This window comes from Amphritea pacifica (assembly GCF_016924145.1).
Classification (GTDB): domain Bacteria; phylum Pseudomonadota; class Gammaproteobacteria; order Pseudomonadales; family Balneatricaceae; genus Amphritea; species Amphritea pacifica.
On the sequence record NZ_JAFFZO010000011.1, the window covers coordinates 115,401 to 131,660 of the forward strand.

A 16,260-nucleotide genomic window follows, 5' to 3' on the forward strand; every position below is an offset into this window, starting at 1 on the left:
CTGTACTCCATCGGTATTCAAATGAGGCAGCATTGTAGCAGATCTCAACAGTGACGGAATGTCAGGTGCAATATTCCCGTATTAACTCGTGAGTCAGATGGGTCTGTTATTCACAAGTTTCAGACACTCCTGAAACATCAGTTCGTTAGCATTTTCAACATTATGATTTTTGAGTTTTTCTGCAAACACAGGGTTTACACACTCGCTATAGTTTTTAGCTAGGATCTCTTTTATTGTATTGACGAGCTTGGAACTGACTTCTGGGGCAGTAAGAAAAGCAGCCACGCCTTGTTTGCGAATCATCTGGGCGGTCAGTAGCTGTTCAGCGAAAATAGGTAATGTAATCTGTAGGCAGCTGTAGAGGGCTGCATTCAATACAGTACCAATGCCTGCATGATTTATAACAAGGTCTGCTTCTGGTAAAACCTCTGCCAGATTTAAAGGTTTATCTGCCAGATGAATAAGGGGAGTATCCAGTTTGTTTTTGAGATGATTGGATAAACCTTTACAAAACACCAGCACTCTATAGCCACATCTGACTAAACCATCAATAACTGCTTCAATCTCTTTATACTCGCTCTTCAGATAGACAAAAATTTTCTTTCCATTACCTTCAGGCCAGCTTGCAGCGCTGCCTCTGTTAATCTGAGTGCAGGGGCCGATATAGATTGTTTTTTGTTCCCTGCGTTGAACGTAATTATCCATCTCTTCAAAACAGTTCAAGAAATGTCTGTCCAGATCAAACAGCTGATGTATTTTCTTCAGAGGGTTGAGGCCTGAACGTTGTAATACCTTGTTAACCGCAAAAAGGGCTTTACTATCAGCCTGATCAAGTCTCTCTGTTTGAGTGTTAATCATTGGCCGGAACGGGGGAATGGGCGCTACATCGGGTGGTATATAAAAACCGTGACCAAGACTCACTCTGGTTATATCTCTACCGTGAGATGCCAGTATGGCTGTCGGTGAGTGATTACATACCATCAGATCTGGCTTAAACATATCTAATATTGATCGCCAGCCAGTTACCAGCCCCTGCAATCGATCAGGGTCAAGATAGCCTGAATGAAATAACAGTTCGCTGAAATTTACTGGTGAATCTTTAGTTGAGAGTCTGGGTAACCAGACAGGCGCCTGCAACCAGATCAGAGATTTTTCATTTGTTGGTACCTTAGACAGGTCTTTCACTGCCAGTGCAACAGTATGCCCGTCATCAGCAAATTTTCGTGCCAGAGGAAGTATCACACTGATATGGCCTAAGCCACCACCCAGCTCCCAACAGAATAAAACATTCACAGATCATATCCTTATGTACTGATTAGATCCGGTATTTGACCACAACTGTGACCGGAATCAAGTTCAATGAATCCTGCCCTTTAAAAAATCGACATTTTCAGGTTCTATAACAACGTTGTAACTGAATTGTCTTGAATTACAGACAATGACCTGTTAAAAATGTGCTCTCTGAAAAGGTAGTTTCAGTTTTAATAACCAATTCTAAACAGTTCCAGGTTGTTTAGCGAAAAGGGATTTTTGTTGATGGAATCGTCTACAGCCGCAGTAGATAGCGGTTTATTCTCTCTGGTAACCATTCTTCGTGTGCTCGGTATGCCAGCCGAACCGCAGCAGTTGCGTCACCAGTTTGCTGTTCCCGGTCAGCCTTTTACATCAACTGAACTGCTCCGTGCCGCCAAAAAGCTTAGCCTGAAAGCGCGTCAGGTTAATCTGCCGTTTAATAACCTCAGTAATGCCAGTCTGCCCGCTATCGGTGTTGATAACAGCGGTGAATTTTTTGTTCTTGCCAAAGTTTCACACTCGGATTCTGCAGAAAAGGGTAAAGAGAATAAGGTTCTGATACTCCGCGCGGGTATTGGACAGCCCCAGACCGTAACCGAACAAGAGCTGGCTGAGATCTGGTCCGGCGATACTATCCTGTTAACTAAACGCGGGGGGTTGTTAGATGGTTTTAAAGAGTTTGACCTTAAATGGTTTATTCCCTCATTGGTAAAATACCGAAAGCTGTTTGGCGAAGTGTTGCTGATCTCTTTCTTCCTGCAACTCTTCGCCCTGATAACCCCTCTGTTTTTTCAGGTGGTGATGGACAAGGTACTGGTCCATAAAGGTTTTACTACCCTCGATGTACTGGCATTTGGCTTTGTGGTTGTTGCGCTGTTTGACGCCATTCTGAGCGGTTTGCGTACCTATCTGTTCAGTCACACCACCAACCGTGTTGATGTTGAGCTTGGCGCAAAACTGTTTAATCACCTGATTTCGTTACCCCTGGCCTATTTTGAAGCTCGGCAGGTGGGCCAGAGTGTGGCGCGGGTCCGCGAGCTGGATACCATCCGTAACTTCATTACCGGTACTGCGCTGACACTAGTGATCGATCTGTTCTTTACCGTCGTGTTTTTTGCGGTACTCTGGTTTTACAGCCCTACACTGACACTGATCGTGTTGGGTACCCTGCCCTGTTATATCCTGCTATCAATCTTTATTACCCCTATTTTGCGCCATCGCTTAGATGAGAAGTTTAAATACGGGGCTGAAAATCAGGCCTTTCTGGTGGAATCGGTCACCGGGGTGGAAACCGTTAAAGCGATGTCAGTTGAACCCCAGATGCAGCGCAAATGGGAAGATCAGTTGGCGAAATATGTCACCGCCTCATTCCGCACCAACAATCTGAACAATATCGCCAATCAGGTAGCTGGTTTTGTAAATAAGATCACCACTTTGCTGATTATCTGGTGGGGGGCGCATCTGGTGATTGATGGTTCACTGACGGTGGGACAGTTGGTAGCCTTTAATATGATAGCGGGGCGGGTCTCCGGGCCGATTCTCAAACTTGTACAGCTGTGGCAGGATTTTCAACAGGCAGGCATCTCGGTAAAACGGCTGGGAGATATCCTGAATACCCCGAAAGAACCCGGTTATAACCCCAACCGCAGTACCCTGCCAGAACTACAGGGCCGTGTTACCTTTGAACATACCTCATTCCGCTACCGGCCCGATGGCCCCCAGATACTCAACGGTATACAACTGGATGTGAAACCCGGTGAAGTGATCGGCATTGTAGGGCGTTCAGGCTCTGGTAAAAGTACTTTGACTAAACTGGTGCAACGTATGTATGTGCCGGAAGGCGGTCGGGTTATGGTTGATGGTGTCGATCTGGCGATGGTGGATACCGCGTGGCTACGGCGTAATATTGGTGTCGTACTGCAAGAGAACTTTCTGTTTAACCGCAGTGTGCGGGAAAATATCGCCCTGGCGAATCCCGGGTTACCCATGGAAGCCGTTGTCAGGGCCGCGAAACTGGCCGGTGCCCATGAATTTATTCTGGAGCTGCCAGAAGGCTATGACAACCCGGTTGGCGAACATGGCTGTAATCTCTCCGGTGGGCAGCGACAACGGATCGCAATCGCCCGGGCGCTGATTACCGACCCCCGGATACTGATTTTTGATGAAGCCACCAGTGCCCTCGATTACGAATCAGAACGCATTATTCAGCAGAATATGCATGCGATCTGTCATAACCGGACCGTATTTATTATCGCTCACCGGCTGAGCACCGTAAGGCAATGTGACCGTATTATCGTGGTGGATAAAGGCCGCATCGTAGAATCCGGCAGCCATGATGCATTGCTAGAGCAACAAGGCTACTACCATACACTGCACAGCTATCAGAGCGGTGTGCCAGCTATACGCCCGGTCTTAAAAAACGGCTCAAAAACAGAACCCAACACAGAATCCAAAGCTGAACCGGCTTAACACAGAACGCTTTTAATGAGCGGTTAAAGGGAAAGGAAGCATAACAGGATGTTAACCACCATCAGGAAAAACTGGCAGCAACGGGAGACACTGGGTGACGACCGGTTTGAATCCCAGCAGCTGGATTTTCTGCCTGCAGCTCTGGAGATCAAAGAGCGACCACCCCACCCGGTAGGGCGTATTACCGCCTGGTTACTGATCAGCCTGTTTACCATCGGCGTGATCTGGGCATGTTTCGGGCAGGTGAATATTGTGGCGGTAGCTGAAGGCAAAATCGTCCCCCAGGGGCAGGTCAAACTGATACAACCCTATGAAAAAGGGGTGGTAGCAGAGATTCTGGTGCATGAAGGACAGCGGGTTAAGGCCGGTACGCCGCTGATTATTCTGGATCGGTCTCAGACTCAGGCTGATCAGGTCAGGTTAGAGCAGGAACTTAGACAGAACCGCCTTAATAGCACCCGTATCGAAGGGTTACTAAACAGCCTGCAGCAAAGTGAACATTTATCCGGCAATGGTGGCAGCGTACTTAGTAGTCCGCTGCTGACGATGAATGCTGATCAGTCCGGCCTGATATGGCCTGAAAACAGTACCCCGATAGATATTGCTAATCAGCAGGCCTTGTTACTGCAACAGCTTAACAGCTATAACGCCGAGAATGCCCGGCTGGATGAACAGATAGAAGATAAGCGGGCCGAGCAGCGGGTTAACGCCGCCGTTATCGCTAAACTTCGGGGAACATTGCCCCTGATTACCCAACGGGTCGATGCCCTCAAAAGTCTGCTTGATCGAAAAATGGCCGCCCGGGTACAGTTTTTAGAGCTGGAGCAGGAGAGGGTAGAGCAGCAACACGATCTGCAGGCCGCACTGGCAACCAATCAGCAACTGGCTGCACAGCAAAAGCAGTTAGAGCAGCAGCGCAACTCACTGCTGGCCCAGACCCAGCAGGACAACCTGCAACAACTGATCGAGCTGAACCGACAACAGGCCAGCTTGCAGGAAGAGCTGAATAAAGCGCAGGACCTGAATAAGAAGCAGGTACTGGAAGCCCCGGTAGATGGCATCGTGCAGGAACTGGCGATCCATACTATCGGAGGCGTCGTTACTCCCGCTCAGCAACTGATGAAACTGGTCCCGGAAAGTCAGCAACTGGTAGTTGAAGCCTGGCTTGAAAATAAAGATATCGGCTTTGTAGAAGCTGGCCAGCCCGCCGAGATCAAAATACACACCTTCCCCTTTACCAAGTACGGCATTATTGAAGCCGAAGTGGATAATGTATCCAGCGATGCAACCGCTGATGAAAACCGGGGCCTGATCTACAAAGCCAGGATACTGATGGCTAAAAGCAGCCTCTGGGTCGAGGGAAAAGAGGTCGCACTGGTGCCGGGTATGAGTGTCAGTGCTGAGGTTAAAACCGGTAAGCGTTATTTGATTGAATATATTCTAACACCGTTGCTTAGGTATAAGAGTGAGAGTGTTAGGGAGAGATAATTATGATGACTTTAAGCTTAGTAAAAAAGACTGTCGTAACAGCTTCACTTTTACTCGGATTAGCTATATTGAGTTTGAACTATTTTGGGAGTAGCTCTAATACTATAAAAAAATTTTCAGTAGGTAGTATAAATGGAGTGCCAATAAAGGTCCCTAATAATTATATATATTACCCATTTCAATACTCTGATAGTAGTTATTGGTCAAAAAATAAAAGCACTGGAAGAGTGGAAAGGACTTATAGTGATTCTGTAAATGCTTTTTCATTGTATGTTGCTTGGGAAGACCTAAAACCATATAGAAATAACTTCGGAGAGATAGAACTTAATCCAACTGATATGTCAATTAAAAAAAAATTAATGATGATTAGTTTAGATAGTATTTATATGAAAGGTAAGATTATAGATGAAAATGGGCGGAATGGGATATCAAGAATACTCAACCTCATTATAAATCGTTTAAATGATAACTATGTTGAGGCCGGGCCATGGGGGGATAGGAGAAAAGTAAGTGTTAAATATATTTATAGAGGTATTGATAAAAAAACAGGGTTGAATTATTCAGAGCCGGATGGGCCATATGTTGAGCTTTTTCATACTTGGAATCAATCTTTATTCTGGAGTGGAAATAAAGACGGTGTTGTTGATGATTTAATAGTTTGTTGGAATGGTAAGCTGATTAACCCATCATCCTTTAAAGTTTGTCAGCATACTTTCTCATTTCCTGAAATGAAAGCTTATGTAACTTTAGAATACCCTAGGTCAATATTGTATAAATGGAATGAACTTAAAGAAAAATCTAAAAAGCTAATATATCGCTATAAAATTTAATTTTTTTGTTTCTATAAAATTTAATTTTTTTCTGTAAAAGGGAATTTACTATGTCTGGTCACTCCGTACAAATTTCTAAAGCTGATATAGCTTATGCGAAAGGTTTAGTCGAAAAGGCTAAAGAAACTGGTGATACATCTCATTTAAGTGAAATGTATGAATATATGGCTGATAAAGGTGATAGATATGCTGAGCTAGCAAATGGTGTAGTTGAAGGTGATACATTATCAGGAAAGTCAGCTCTTGAATTTATGGAGCACACTGCTACAAGTCAAGGTATAGAATGGGATGAGGGAAAAACAGATAGTATTCGAATGGAGGTAAAGGGGACAGATTTATTTATTCATAGAATGAGTGAATAAGTGAGTTCCTTTAAAAAATATCAGCCAAGGAGAGGTAGATATGCCACGTTTGGGACGACTGGTTTTGCCGGGTTACCCTCATCATATAGTTCAGCGAGGGCATAACAAGCAAGTGGTTTTTGCGGAAGATAGAGATTATCAATATTACCTAAATACTTTAGCTGAGTTTAAAGATGAGTTTCAGGTAGTTGTCCATGCGTACTGTCTGATGACTAATCATGTACATCTTTTACTCGAGCCAGAAACAGCCTCTGGTTTAGGTGAACTTATGAAAAGGCTCGCGGGTAGACAGACTCGCTACTTTAATAAGCAGGAAGGGCGAAGAGGTACGCTGTGGGAAGGTAGGTATAAGTCTAGTGTAGTTGATGCAGAGAACTACTTCTTCGCATGTTTACGGTATATAGAGCTAAACCCTGTAAGGGCAGGAATGGTGAAATCGCCTGTAGATTATGGATGGTCGAGTTATGCGGCACATTACAATGGTGCTGAGACGGATAGATATACCGATAACAGCAAGATGAAAGGTTTTAAGGGTGTAGAGTATGAATCATATATCTGCGGAAGGGTTGATCAGGACGAAACGGTTCTGCTAAGGGAGTCGGTTAATCGTAATCAATTAACCGGAAATAGCCGTTTTATTGATGAGATTGAGGCTATTACAGGGAGGCGTTATGAACGAAGAGGTCAAGGCCGGCCAGCGAGAGTTGGAAGCTAGTATGAGAGAGAAGGAAAATAAATCTGTCCCCTTTTTCCTTTTTACCTAAAAGAAACTCCTTATAACCGGTTAATAGCTGATCAGGTTTGTTACTGTTAACCTGGCATAAATGCAGGTCGGGTTAATGTTAATCTGAAACAAAGCAGGATCTGTGCTCCTTTGATGTAGAGAATGCAATGAAAGAATACGACAGTAACTTACCATTAGTGGTCATTCATGTACCCAAAACGGCAGGCGTGAGTGTCAGGGGAATATACAAGAGCTGGTATTCTGACGGACTCTTATTTCATTATTACGATGCAGTCAAAGGAGCGATGCCGCAAAAATACGATCTGGTTGGTATGCATTCCAACGAACGTCCCGTTGCTGTGTATGGGCATTTTAATAAAGCCCGGGGGTTTGGTGTTGAACACTATTATCCGGATGCAAAGCAATTCGTTACTATTTTGCGTGACCCTTTTGAAAGGGCTGTTTCTGCCTACTTTTACCTGCGCAAGCAGGGCAGGGAGGCATCAAGAATCCCCGACGGTGATTTGCGGGAATATGTGCTTGGTCCACGGGTCAGTATTTTAAATCAGTTTCCTTGTGAAGTGACTATGGATAATTATCAGGAAATTATTGAGTCACTGTTTATTGAAGTTGGAGTAACAGAACATCTGGATGAATCCATGGCCCGGATTGCAAATAAAATACATAAGGAATATCAGCCAGGAACACTGCTTCACCTTAATGCGACGGAAAGGGATCAGAGTATGATTCCTGCTGATTTAAAGGAAGAATTTATGGCGAATAAGCAGCTTGATTACGCCATATATAATTATGTCCGGGCTAAATACGACTGAAACTTTTCAGGCCCATAAGATTTAACAGATGTCCGTAAATCTCTGTAAAACAGGAAATATATCTGCTACATCTTAAGCAACATCAGAATAAGCCTTTCCCAGCAGCAGGTTGCTGCGAAATGCCTGGATATCTGTCTTTTCAGTCATCAGCTGGTGATACCAGAAACTGTCGCTGACATCTCCTACACAGACTGCACCAATGATGTGATTATTCTGCAGAACCAGTTTCTTATAGATTCCATGCTCGGTATCAGAAAGTTTCATAACCTCAATATTCTTCTCCGGATCATTTGCATTCGTTTCAAATGCACCAATACTGTGAATGTCCAGACCGGATACCTTAAGCTTGGTCAAGTGAGTCTTTTCAGCGTATGTCTGTGACAGCTATATATCTTCAGAAGAACCGTTTTCTGAATAGCAGTTAACTCCAGCAGCTAATTCGAAGGGGGGGAATCGCTCAATTAATTGACCAGATTCTGCCTATTTTCTACGAGAAGTTTTACCACAGCTTGAAGTTCCTCTGTCGTTTTTCCCGAGGCAAATGCCTTTAACATCGTGTCCACTTCATGGGCCAGCCATCCGACAGAACGATTACCAAGGGAAACCCCGGGAGGGAACAGGCCTTCACTGATTCGACGATAGAGGGTCGCGTGACTCATCCCGGTCCGATTTAACACCGCTGGCTTTCTTTCGATTCGGATTGGGTGACGCTCAGGCATGCGCGATGAACCCCCAAAGTGGGGGTTGCTGTGCGATTGTTGCTTGCCTCATGAGTTCACATGTTCCACTGTGCTTTGATACGCAGTTCATACTAACGGCGGGTCGAGCGAGAAAAAATCGCGGAAAATCGGGCAGGCAGGTGCTATTTCGGGTGGTGATAATGTTCATGCCAAAACTTTAGCACGGTGCCAATTTAATGAGCAAAGAGAAAATGTTTAGCAGTCGAATAAATTTACGTCTGTCGAGCGTATTTAGGCATTAGTAGGCTGCGTTACGTCACAAGAAGGGAAGCAGGCTTGATTCAATTCTTATTGCCCGAAGTCTAGATGCATAGAGAACAATATGAGAACATCTGGCACTCCATGGAATGGAGAACGATATGCCTCAAGCCGCGATCACGGATCGGTCGCCACAAAGCCCACCATATAAACGTCATCGACCGGAACAGACACTTCTCTATCAAATCATCGAGCGGCATTATCCGGAGTTCAGGGATGTGATGGCGATGCAGGGCAAGTCCTTGCCGCAGCATGTGCAACAAGAATTTGCGGATTACCTCAAATGCGGGCGGTTGGAACACGGATTCCTGCGGGTGCAATGCACCGAATGTCACCATGAACACTTGGTCGCGTTTAGCTGCAAGCGGCGCGGATTCTGCCCCAGTTGCGGAGCCAGACGTATGGCGGAAAGTGCTGCACTGCTGGTCGATGAGGTATTACTGGAACAGCCCATACGCCAGTGGGTGCTGAGCTTTCCTTTTCAACTGAGATTCCTGTTCGCTAGCCGTCCGCAACTGATGGGGCGGGTGCTGGGGATCGTGTACCGGGCCATATCATCCCATCTGATTCAGAAGGCAGAATTCACTCGAAAGACCGCGCAGACCGGTGCGGTGACGCTGATCCAGCGGTTCGGTAGTGCGCTCAATCTCAATGTACATTTCCATATGCTGTTCCTGGATGGGGGTTACACGGAAACCAAACACGGACGAACACGGTTCCTGCGCACCAATGGGCCGGAACAGCAGGAACTGATGGAGCTGGTGCATACGATCAGCCAGCGCGTGGCCGGGTTTCTGGAACGCGAAGGCAGCCTGGAACGCGATGAAGAAAACAGTTACCTGAATCTGGATGATGCGGATGAGGTGGACCCCATGCAACAGGTATTGGGGTGTTCTGTCAGCTACCGAATTGCCGTGGGGCCACAGCAGGGGCGCAAGGTATTCACGCTGCAGACGATCCCGTCCTGGGAAGATGATGACCGCTTTGCCCAGGTGGCGAAAGCATCTGGCTTTAGCCTACACGCCGGTGTCGCGGCACAGGCCTGGGAACGGCAGAAGCTGGAGAGGCTATGCCGATATATTTCAAGACCAGCGGTATCAGAGAAAAGGCTGTAACTGACACCCTCAGGGAATGTCCGGTATCAACTCAAAACGCCTTACAGCGATGGCACTACGCACGTCATCTTTGAACCGCTGGATTTCATTGCCAAGCTGGCTGCCCTGGTGCCGAAACCGAGAGTAAACCTGACCCGGTTCCACGGCGTATTCGCGCCCAACAGCAAACACCGGGTAGATGTGACGCCGGCTAAACGCGGTAAGGGCCGTCCCCACGAGGAACATGAAGACAAAACACCCGAACAGCGGCACCAGTCCATGACCTGGGCACAGCGCCTGAAACGGGTATTTAACATTGATGTCTCGGTCTGTCCAAAGTGTGGAGGTGAAGCCAGGGTGATCGCCAGCATCGAGGATCAGCAGATTATCGACAAGATATTGGCTCACCTCATGAAGAAAGGCGCATTACCGCCGCCACCCGAGTTGCTGCCGGCAACGCGGGCCTTACCCGATTCAGTCTGGTTTGCATAGCGCTGGATTTCACACTTCTCAACACGGTACAGCAACAGAAGGATAGGTTGCCTGGTGGGGTATTGACTGAACTAAGTTTGGTAAGGCCAGGAAGGCAGTGAAAGCGGGCGGATTCTACCGAAAATCCAGGGGGGTGGATAGATTGAGGCCGGATAGACGGATATTTCAGGCATATCCAGCCTCCAGTTCTCAGCCTTGAAATACAGGGGGGGGGCGGTTATTCTCCTTATACCTCCCCTAAGAGGAGATAACAATATTTCCCCAAAGACCTATCTGAAAAGATAGGCCTTTTTATATCCAAGATCAGTCATCAATGGATAAGCAACCCGCATAATATCGAGCTGTTTCTCAGTATTAAGAAGATTCTTCCACTTATTTAAAGATTCTGTATTGATATCACTTTCACGGGATGTATTGCCTGGTCCTTCTCCCTTCATTTTTCTTTTATAATCAATAACGGATGCGTCATAAGGTAATTGACAATGCTCCAGCATTTTCCTGATCACATCAAATGGTTTAGCTACAAGATCTTCATACTTAAAAACAAATGTATCAAACCCACAAGCTAGAAAACGACTGTACATGCCTGTCTTTATATTCCATATGAGCGCTGCTTTAAGATAAGCAGGTACAGAAGTATCATTTAATATCTTCAGTTCATCAGAAAATTCTGAAGATAAGCGCTGATTCTCAGATATCCGTCTGATTTGATTTTCGATCATTGGAATACCTTTAAGAGTAAGCATGGATGCCACAACAGAAAATACCTCCCGAACGGGGAAGAGCACTTTTACTGAATCAGAGAATCTGACTAACGAATCATAGTCATAGGTAACATTGGGGGCCTTAGCCACCACAATATAACCTGTCAGATCTTCCAGACAACGGAAGCAGGCACGAACGTCTTTATACTTGACAGAAGCGGCAGACACGATCTTATCAAGATCCTGATTTTTCAGTTCATTTTTACCTGTGTATGAATCAATAAATTGGTACAAACCATCAAATTCATCAATAAGAAAAGTTTTTGAATGTGCACCTAATATCTGACCGGTCAGGGTGGTACCGCTCCTCTGACAGCCTGCAACAATAATCATGGGTATCTGTTTTATATTCATAGACAACTATTTAATATCAGAGAGTAATCAAACTTTGTATCCTAACCGACTGACTGATAACAGGTCCTCGTCATCAAATATAGACAAATCCTGTCCACGATAACGGCCAACAGATTCGGGTAGATCAACGGATTCGAAGAAGCTATCTGAAATATCAACATCTACACCCAGTTTGTTAAAAATCCGCTCAACCTCAGTTGAGGTCTGTCTGCAAAAGCGCTCAAATTGAATCAATTCACTGCAATCCAGCGGTAATTCATCCTGTAACTTCAAAGCATAAGCATTGGCGGAAAGCCAATACTTGAGTTGTCTGCTTTCCGAGCAATCCTCAGACGAACAATCCAGATTAAACATTGATCCCCAGTTTCTCAGTTGATTTTTGTTACCGCTAAACGCCATGTCCAGACCATGACGAATCACATGGATATAGGATACCTGGTCAAAAAACTGACAAATATAAGGCAGGTAGTAAAAACTTCCGGGGACCTTAGTTGCAACAATATCTCTGTTAAAATCCCCCGAACTCGATTCGTCAATCATCTTTTTGAAAAACGCTTGAAAGTCCGATTTTAAGCGCTCTACCTTTTCATTAAACGACAGATCCCGGCGAAGTATCAGATCAATATTTCCAGGCCAATCCAGATTATCCAGCGAGTTATTCAAGTGGCTGCCAATAAAAATTCCGTTATCGCGAAAAGCTTTGGCGACTACTCTTGTTCCACTGCCACCGACACCACCGATTAATACCAATTTCATAATATCAATGCTTAATATTCATGTTTTTTATACCCAATTCTGGTCGCAACTTCTTCACAGACAGACCAAACGAGATCAGTCATCTGATTCTGTTCAGAGATACTATTGGTCCTATCACTATCAAGTTCCAGATTATGCTCACAATCATCATTCAGGTCTAAAAACTCACACAATCGACCAAGAACTTTATCAGGGCAAGATAAAATATCCTCATACTTGACCTGAATAAAATCTTCTCCCTCACTGAGATCAGAAAAAAATGAAACCGCTTTACTCAATTGATAATTCCAGCTAACTGAATTATTGACTTCATCCACTCCACCAGCAATGCTACCAGGATCGTTTCCTATGTATCTGTATGCATCCTCCAGCACTCTTTTACCAACAGGATTATCTGAACGTGAAGTCATATGAGTTCTGCGCATACTGATACCCACAGGGTGCCGGGTAAGGTGAATGAACCTGGCTGATGGAAAAGCCTGTTTCAATTCAGGTAAGCACATCATGGTTTCAGGTAATTTAAAGCCCCACAGACCTGAATGAATGTCAGATTTTTGTAAAATATTTTCAGCATTATTCCGCAGGCGGCGGATATGCTTCATTTCAAAGGTATCATGCTCAATCTGAATCCTGTTGATAACCATATCGTAGATTGGTCCAACCCATTCAATAGAATCTTCTGTTTCGTTGATATCGTTTCCCATAAAGATATTCATATTCTGAATAAGCTGAGACAGAAGGCGGGTTCCACTACCTCCTCGTCCAGTCACTATAATGGGTGAATCAATCAGTTGATCAGAAACCGATTTATCGGTATCAAACAGGGAACAATATGTAGAGTCCAGTAAAATTCGATTTAATTCCTTATTGCTGTCAGAGGCTTTGATATTGACGTCTTCATATCCAGAAGCCTGCTCAATCGAATATTTCAAAACAGAAGCAGAGGCCGGTATATACTGGCCGAGATATAAGGGTTGAGTATCGGGTCTTCTGTACACACTACCCCGGATTTTCTGGTACTCCTCGGTAAAAATTTGTTGTGTCGCATCATCCCGTTGTGAATTAGTCGCTACGCCACCATGTACCTGATGAAAAGTACCTTCATTCAGCAGGATAACCAGTTTATTTCCGGGAAGTACACAGGCTCTCTTATATAAATCAAGATTGGCATAACCCCCTCCCGGGGTTATAAAGCGCTCATCAACTCCACCTAATTTTCTCCATTGGTTTTTAGACAAAAACAAGGCATTGCTTTCTGCGATAGGTTTGAAATATCCACCAGCACTGGAGCCTGCCAAAGAACTGATGGAAAAAAGCCGGTAGCCATCCTCCTGCCATCGAATATGTTCCAGCAAACGATCTTCGACTGCCTGATTATACCCTTTAGCTACAGAGGTCATCTGAACCTCTGGTCCCAGATGGAACCCCAGAGTCGCAACAACGGTATTATCGGACAGTCTGTCGGCACGGAGAGCGTTCTTCAGTAAGCCCGGAGATGCCATTCGCGCACCATCAATAAAGACACCAACAAGATTTGCCTTGGCCAGATGTATACCCAGATTCAGTGCCTGCACCGGTGAGTGGGTTTTAAATGGAAAAGATACGATTTTCAGGTTCCGGATATTGGGAAACTGATCTGGTGCTGGTATATTTTTGGAACCGTTATCAATGAGGATGATTTCAATATCATCCGGGTCCAGACCCTGCTGATAAGGTGCCTGTAATGTCAGCAGGGTTCTCGGCAGTTCTCGGTCCATATTGTAGCTGACCACTACCGCAGTAACTGCAGGGGTGACCGAAGAGCTTCCGGAAACCGGAACCAGCAGTGCCAAGATCTCTGACGCTGAATAAATCTTTAAGTAAGCCTTTAACAGCCAGCGTACCAGAGAATTCAATGAATCTCTGGTTAAATCTTCCTGACCAAGTAATTTTATAAAACCAGCCACTCGTTGCCGGTTTATTTTTGATCGGATATAGCTATGGTAATCACTGATCGCATTTTCTTTCCTCATTTCCAGCTGCATTGTCAGGAGCTGTATTCTGATCACATCGCCACCTGACTTATTGAGTGCTTCTTTAAGGTAAGCCAGCGCAGGTTCTTTCCCCTTAACCTGAGACAGAGCCTGGCTGTATTTTATCGTCAGCCATTCAGACGGCGTCATTAGCAGCGCTTTTTTATACCATTTAAGCGCTTGTTGTGGATTTCCCTGAAGCATAGCCATATCAGCCGTTCTGATAGAGAAAGTAACATTATTAGGGTTCAGGGTATAAGCCTGTTGATAATATTGAGCCGCTTTTCCGTATTCAAATTTTTCTCTGTACAAATCACCAAGCAGCATTCTTAAATAAGGTGGTGATTGATTACATGATATTGCCCGTAAAAAATGAAGCTCTGCTTTATCAAACTGTTTACTGACTAATGCACATCGGCCCAGCCATTCATGACCGGCATAATGAAATTCATTTTTTTTATGTAGATATTGAGAAATGGTTAAAAAATGTTCAGCATTGTCTATCGAAAGTGATCCGGCCAGAGAATTGACCTGCTTCTGCAGTTCATCAAACGTCAGTTGCTCTGCATTAGCTGCTAACTGACTCACTGGAGATTCTATCTGCTCAGCCTGGGCTTCCTTTATTGTCGTCACTGAGGATATTTTTTCGCAGAAGTAATCTGCAAGATTCTCCGGCAGATCTTTATCAAGGGCAGGAGGTATTTCCATACAGGAGCCTGTGTGATCCAGGGCTTCCAACCGTTCAAACATCCGGTCCATTGCCTGTACCAAATCCGCCGGCAGTATTTTCAGAACATCAGCATCAATAGATTCATCAACGTAGGCTTTATTCACGCACGATGAGCTGTCACCTTCTGACTGGTATTGAAATTTTTCATGCAGCAACTGAGCAAGAGATATTCCCTGAATAAGGTCATGTTGCGATACAACAAGGCAAACAGAAGGATTATTTTCAGCAAATTCGATTAAATGCTGGTTATAGGTGAGCCACATTCTGGCTGACAGGGTGACATCCTTCCAAAATGCAAGAGCATTACCCAGCACTCTGCCTGTTGGTAAAGAATATGCCAGATCCTGTGAATGACGCTTGAACAGAGACTGAATACAAAAAGACCAGTGACGGTACATGAGAACAAAACGCCCCTGATTATTTAATGCCTGTTTCCAGTCATTCAGCATCAGCGTCGCTCTCGGGTCTTTCATCACCCATGCATTGCCGGATACCTGCTTTCTGGCTGCAATGTATTTGCGCAGTTCTTGAACCGTATCAGGTGGTGCCACAAATGGCGTTTGCTCAGCGTACATCCAGTCGGTGCTACAGAGATCCAGCAGATGATCATGCAGTCGCATCGCCACGTCATCTTCAAAATGGCCATCGGGGTTGGATAGACTTCCCCTCATTGGCTCCAGAGCATATGAAAATCCCAGACTATGAAGCTGTTGAGCTGCCAAAGACGTTCCACTGCGGTGAAAGCCGGCACAGATAATTGGCTCATTCACTGTTGATATCCCATTAACTTTTTATTAACCAGGCGGATAAATACATCGTCTAAGCCGCGTATTTTATATGCTGCGATTTGAAGTAACTTTTAACCCGCGCGGGTCTTCTTTGTAGCGTCAACATGCATGATCGTGTTTTCTTCTTCAGCTCTTTCACACTTCGAATCGCTGCACCACTGTGCAACATGCTCTTCAGATCACAATTCAGATACTCGTCAGGATTGAGTTCTGGAGAATAGGCTGGCAAGAAAAATACTTCCAAATAGCGCTTAACTATTCGGCTCGCCAACC

13 protein-coding genes and 1 pseudogene are annotated in these 16,260 nt (G+C 45.0%); 7 read left to right on the forward strand and 7 right to left on the reverse strand.

The window, feature by feature from the left end; genetic code table 11:
- Nucleotides 1-93 precede the first annotated feature (93 nt).
- On the reverse strand, nucleotides 94-1,293 hold the full coding sequence (locus JW499_RS22815; RefSeq protein ID WP_205210107.1) for a glycosyltransferase: 1,200 nt from the start codon (nucleotides 1,291-1,293) through the stop codon (nucleotides 94-96).
- A 243-nt stretch (nucleotides 1,294-1,536) separates the two neighbouring features.
- Here JW499_RS22815 and JW499_RS08055 point away from each other — a divergent pair, with 243 nt between their 5' ends.
- The 6 genes from JW499_RS08055 to JW499_RS08080 all read left to right on the forward strand — a co-directional run bounded on the left by JW499_RS08055 (nucleotide 1,537) and on the right by JW499_RS08080 (nucleotide 7,999).
- Entirely contained in the window at nucleotides 1,537-3,762 is a 2,226-nt protein-coding gene (locus tag JW499_RS08055) for a type I secretion system permease/ATPase (RefSeq protein WP_205210108.1), read from the forward strand.
- A 48-nt stretch (nucleotides 3,763-3,810) separates the two neighbouring features.
- On the forward strand, nucleotides 3,811-5,250 hold the full coding sequence (locus JW499_RS08060) for an HlyD family type I secretion periplasmic adaptor subunit (protein WP_205210109.1): 1,440 nt from the start codon (nucleotides 3,811-3,813) through the stop codon (nucleotides 5,248-5,250).
- 2 nt (nucleotides 5,251-5,252) lie between these two features.
- Nucleotides 5,253-6,080: a hypothetical protein gene (locus JW499_RS08065; RefSeq protein ID WP_205210110.1), complete on the forward strand. Its 828-nt coding sequence runs from the start codon at nucleotides 5,253-5,255 to the stop codon at nucleotides 6,078-6,080.
- 50 nt (nucleotides 6,081-6,130) lie between these two features.
- Nucleotides 6,131-6,442: a hypothetical protein gene (locus JW499_RS08070; RefSeq protein WP_205210111.1), complete on the forward strand. Its 312-nt coding sequence runs from the start codon at nucleotides 6,131-6,133 to the stop codon at nucleotides 6,440-6,442.
- A 40-nt stretch (nucleotides 6,443-6,482) separates the two neighbouring features.
- Nucleotides 6,483-7,157 carry a transposase gene (locus tag JW499_RS08075; RefSeq protein WP_205210112.1) on the forward strand — a complete coding sequence of 225 codons (675 nt, stop codon included), beginning with the start codon at nucleotides 6,483-6,485 and terminating at the stop codon, nucleotides 7,155-7,157.
- A 176-nt stretch (nucleotides 7,158-7,333) separates the two neighbouring features.
- Nucleotides 7,334-7,999 carry a hypothetical protein gene (locus JW499_RS08080; protein ID WP_205210113.1) on the forward strand — a complete coding sequence of 222 codons (666 nt, stop codon included), beginning with the start codon at nucleotides 7,334-7,336 and terminating at the stop codon, nucleotides 7,997-7,999.
- Nucleotides 8,000-8,071: 72 nt separating this feature from the next.
- On the opposite strand, the gene JW499_RS08085 is transcribed toward JW499_RS08080, so the two are convergent.
- A complete protein-coding gene (locus tag JW499_RS08085) occupies nucleotides 8,072-8,353 on the reverse strand; it encodes a hypothetical protein (RefSeq protein ID WP_205210114.1) in 282 nt (93 codons plus the stop codon).
- A 107-nt stretch (nucleotides 8,354-8,460) separates the two neighbouring features.
- Nucleotides 8,461-8,718 carry a helix-turn-helix transcriptional regulator gene (locus tag JW499_RS08090; RefSeq protein WP_205210115.1) on the reverse strand — a complete coding sequence of 86 codons (258 nt, stop codon included), beginning with the start codon at nucleotides 8,716-8,718 and terminating at the stop codon, nucleotides 8,461-8,463.
- A gap of 380 nt (nucleotides 8,719-9,098) precedes the next feature.
- Here JW499_RS08090 and JW499_RS08095 point away from each other — a divergent pair.
- Nucleotides 9,099-10,583: pseudogene (locus JW499_RS08095) on the forward strand (transposase).
- Nucleotides 10,584-10,852: 269 nt separating this feature from the next.
- Here the strand turns inward: JW499_RS08095 and JW499_RS08100 are convergent.
- The 4 genes from JW499_RS08100 to JW499_RS08115 form a co-directional block, all read right to left on the reverse strand.
- Nucleotides 10,853-11,701, reverse strand: coding sequence for a sulfotransferase family protein (locus JW499_RS08100; RefSeq protein ID WP_205210116.1), 849 nt, complete (start codon nucleotides 11,699-11,701; stop codon nucleotides 10,853-10,855).
- A 27-nt stretch (nucleotides 11,702-11,728) separates the two neighbouring features.
- Nucleotides 11,729-12,457, reverse strand: a complete 729-nt coding sequence (locus JW499_RS08105; protein ID WP_205210117.1) for a sulfotransferase — start codon at nucleotides 12,455-12,457, stop codon at nucleotides 11,729-11,731.
- 11 nt (nucleotides 12,458-12,468) lie between these two features.
- A complete protein-coding gene (locus JW499_RS08110) occupies nucleotides 12,469-15,969 on the reverse strand; it encodes a sulfotransferase (RefSeq protein WP_205210118.1) in 3,501 nt (1,166 codons plus the stop codon).
- A gap of 49 nt (nucleotides 15,970-16,018) precedes the next feature.
- Nucleotides 16,019-16,260 (reverse strand): transposase (locus JW499_RS08115; protein ID WP_205210119.1); only part of this gene is annotated, 242 nt, incomplete at its 5' end.

What these genes read in the sequence shown, in the direction of transcription:
- JW499_RS08105 (WP_205210117.1), bottom strand. Translation starts at nt 12,457, where the DNA reads ATGAAATTGGTATTAATCGGTGGTGTCGGTGGCAGTGGAACAAGAGTA.
- JW499_RS08080 (WP_205210113.1), top strand. Translation starts at nt 7,334, where the DNA reads ATGAAAGAATACGACAGTAACTTACCATTAGTGGTCATTCATGTACCC.
- JW499_RS08075 (WP_205210112.1), top strand. Translation starts at nt 6,483, where the DNA reads ATGCCACGTTTGGGACGACTGGTTTTGCCGGGTTACCCTCATCATATA.
- JW499_RS08090 (WP_205210115.1), bottom strand. Translation starts at nt 8,718, where the DNA reads ATGCCTGAGCGTCACCCAATCCGAATCGAAAGAAAGCCAGCGGTGTTA.
- JW499_RS08065 (WP_205210110.1), top strand. Translation starts at nt 5,253, where the DNA reads ATGATGACTTTAAGCTTAGTAAAAAAGACTGTCGTAACAGCTTCACTT.
- JW499_RS08055 (WP_205210108.1), top strand. Translation starts at nt 1,537, where the DNA reads ATGGAATCGTCTACAGCCGCAGTAGATAGCGGTTTATTCTCTCTGGTA.
- JW499_RS08100 (WP_205210116.1), bottom strand. Translation starts at nt 11,701, where the DNA reads ATGAATATAAAACAGATACCCATGATTATTGTTGCAGGCTGTCAGAGG.
- JW499_RS08070 (WP_205210111.1), top strand. Translation starts at nt 6,131, where the DNA reads ATGTCTGGTCACTCCGTACAAATTTCTAAAGCTGATATAGCTTATGCG.
- JW499_RS08060 (WP_205210109.1), top strand. Translation starts at nt 3,811, where the DNA reads ATGTTAACCACCATCAGGAAAAACTGGCAGCAACGGGAGACACTGGGT.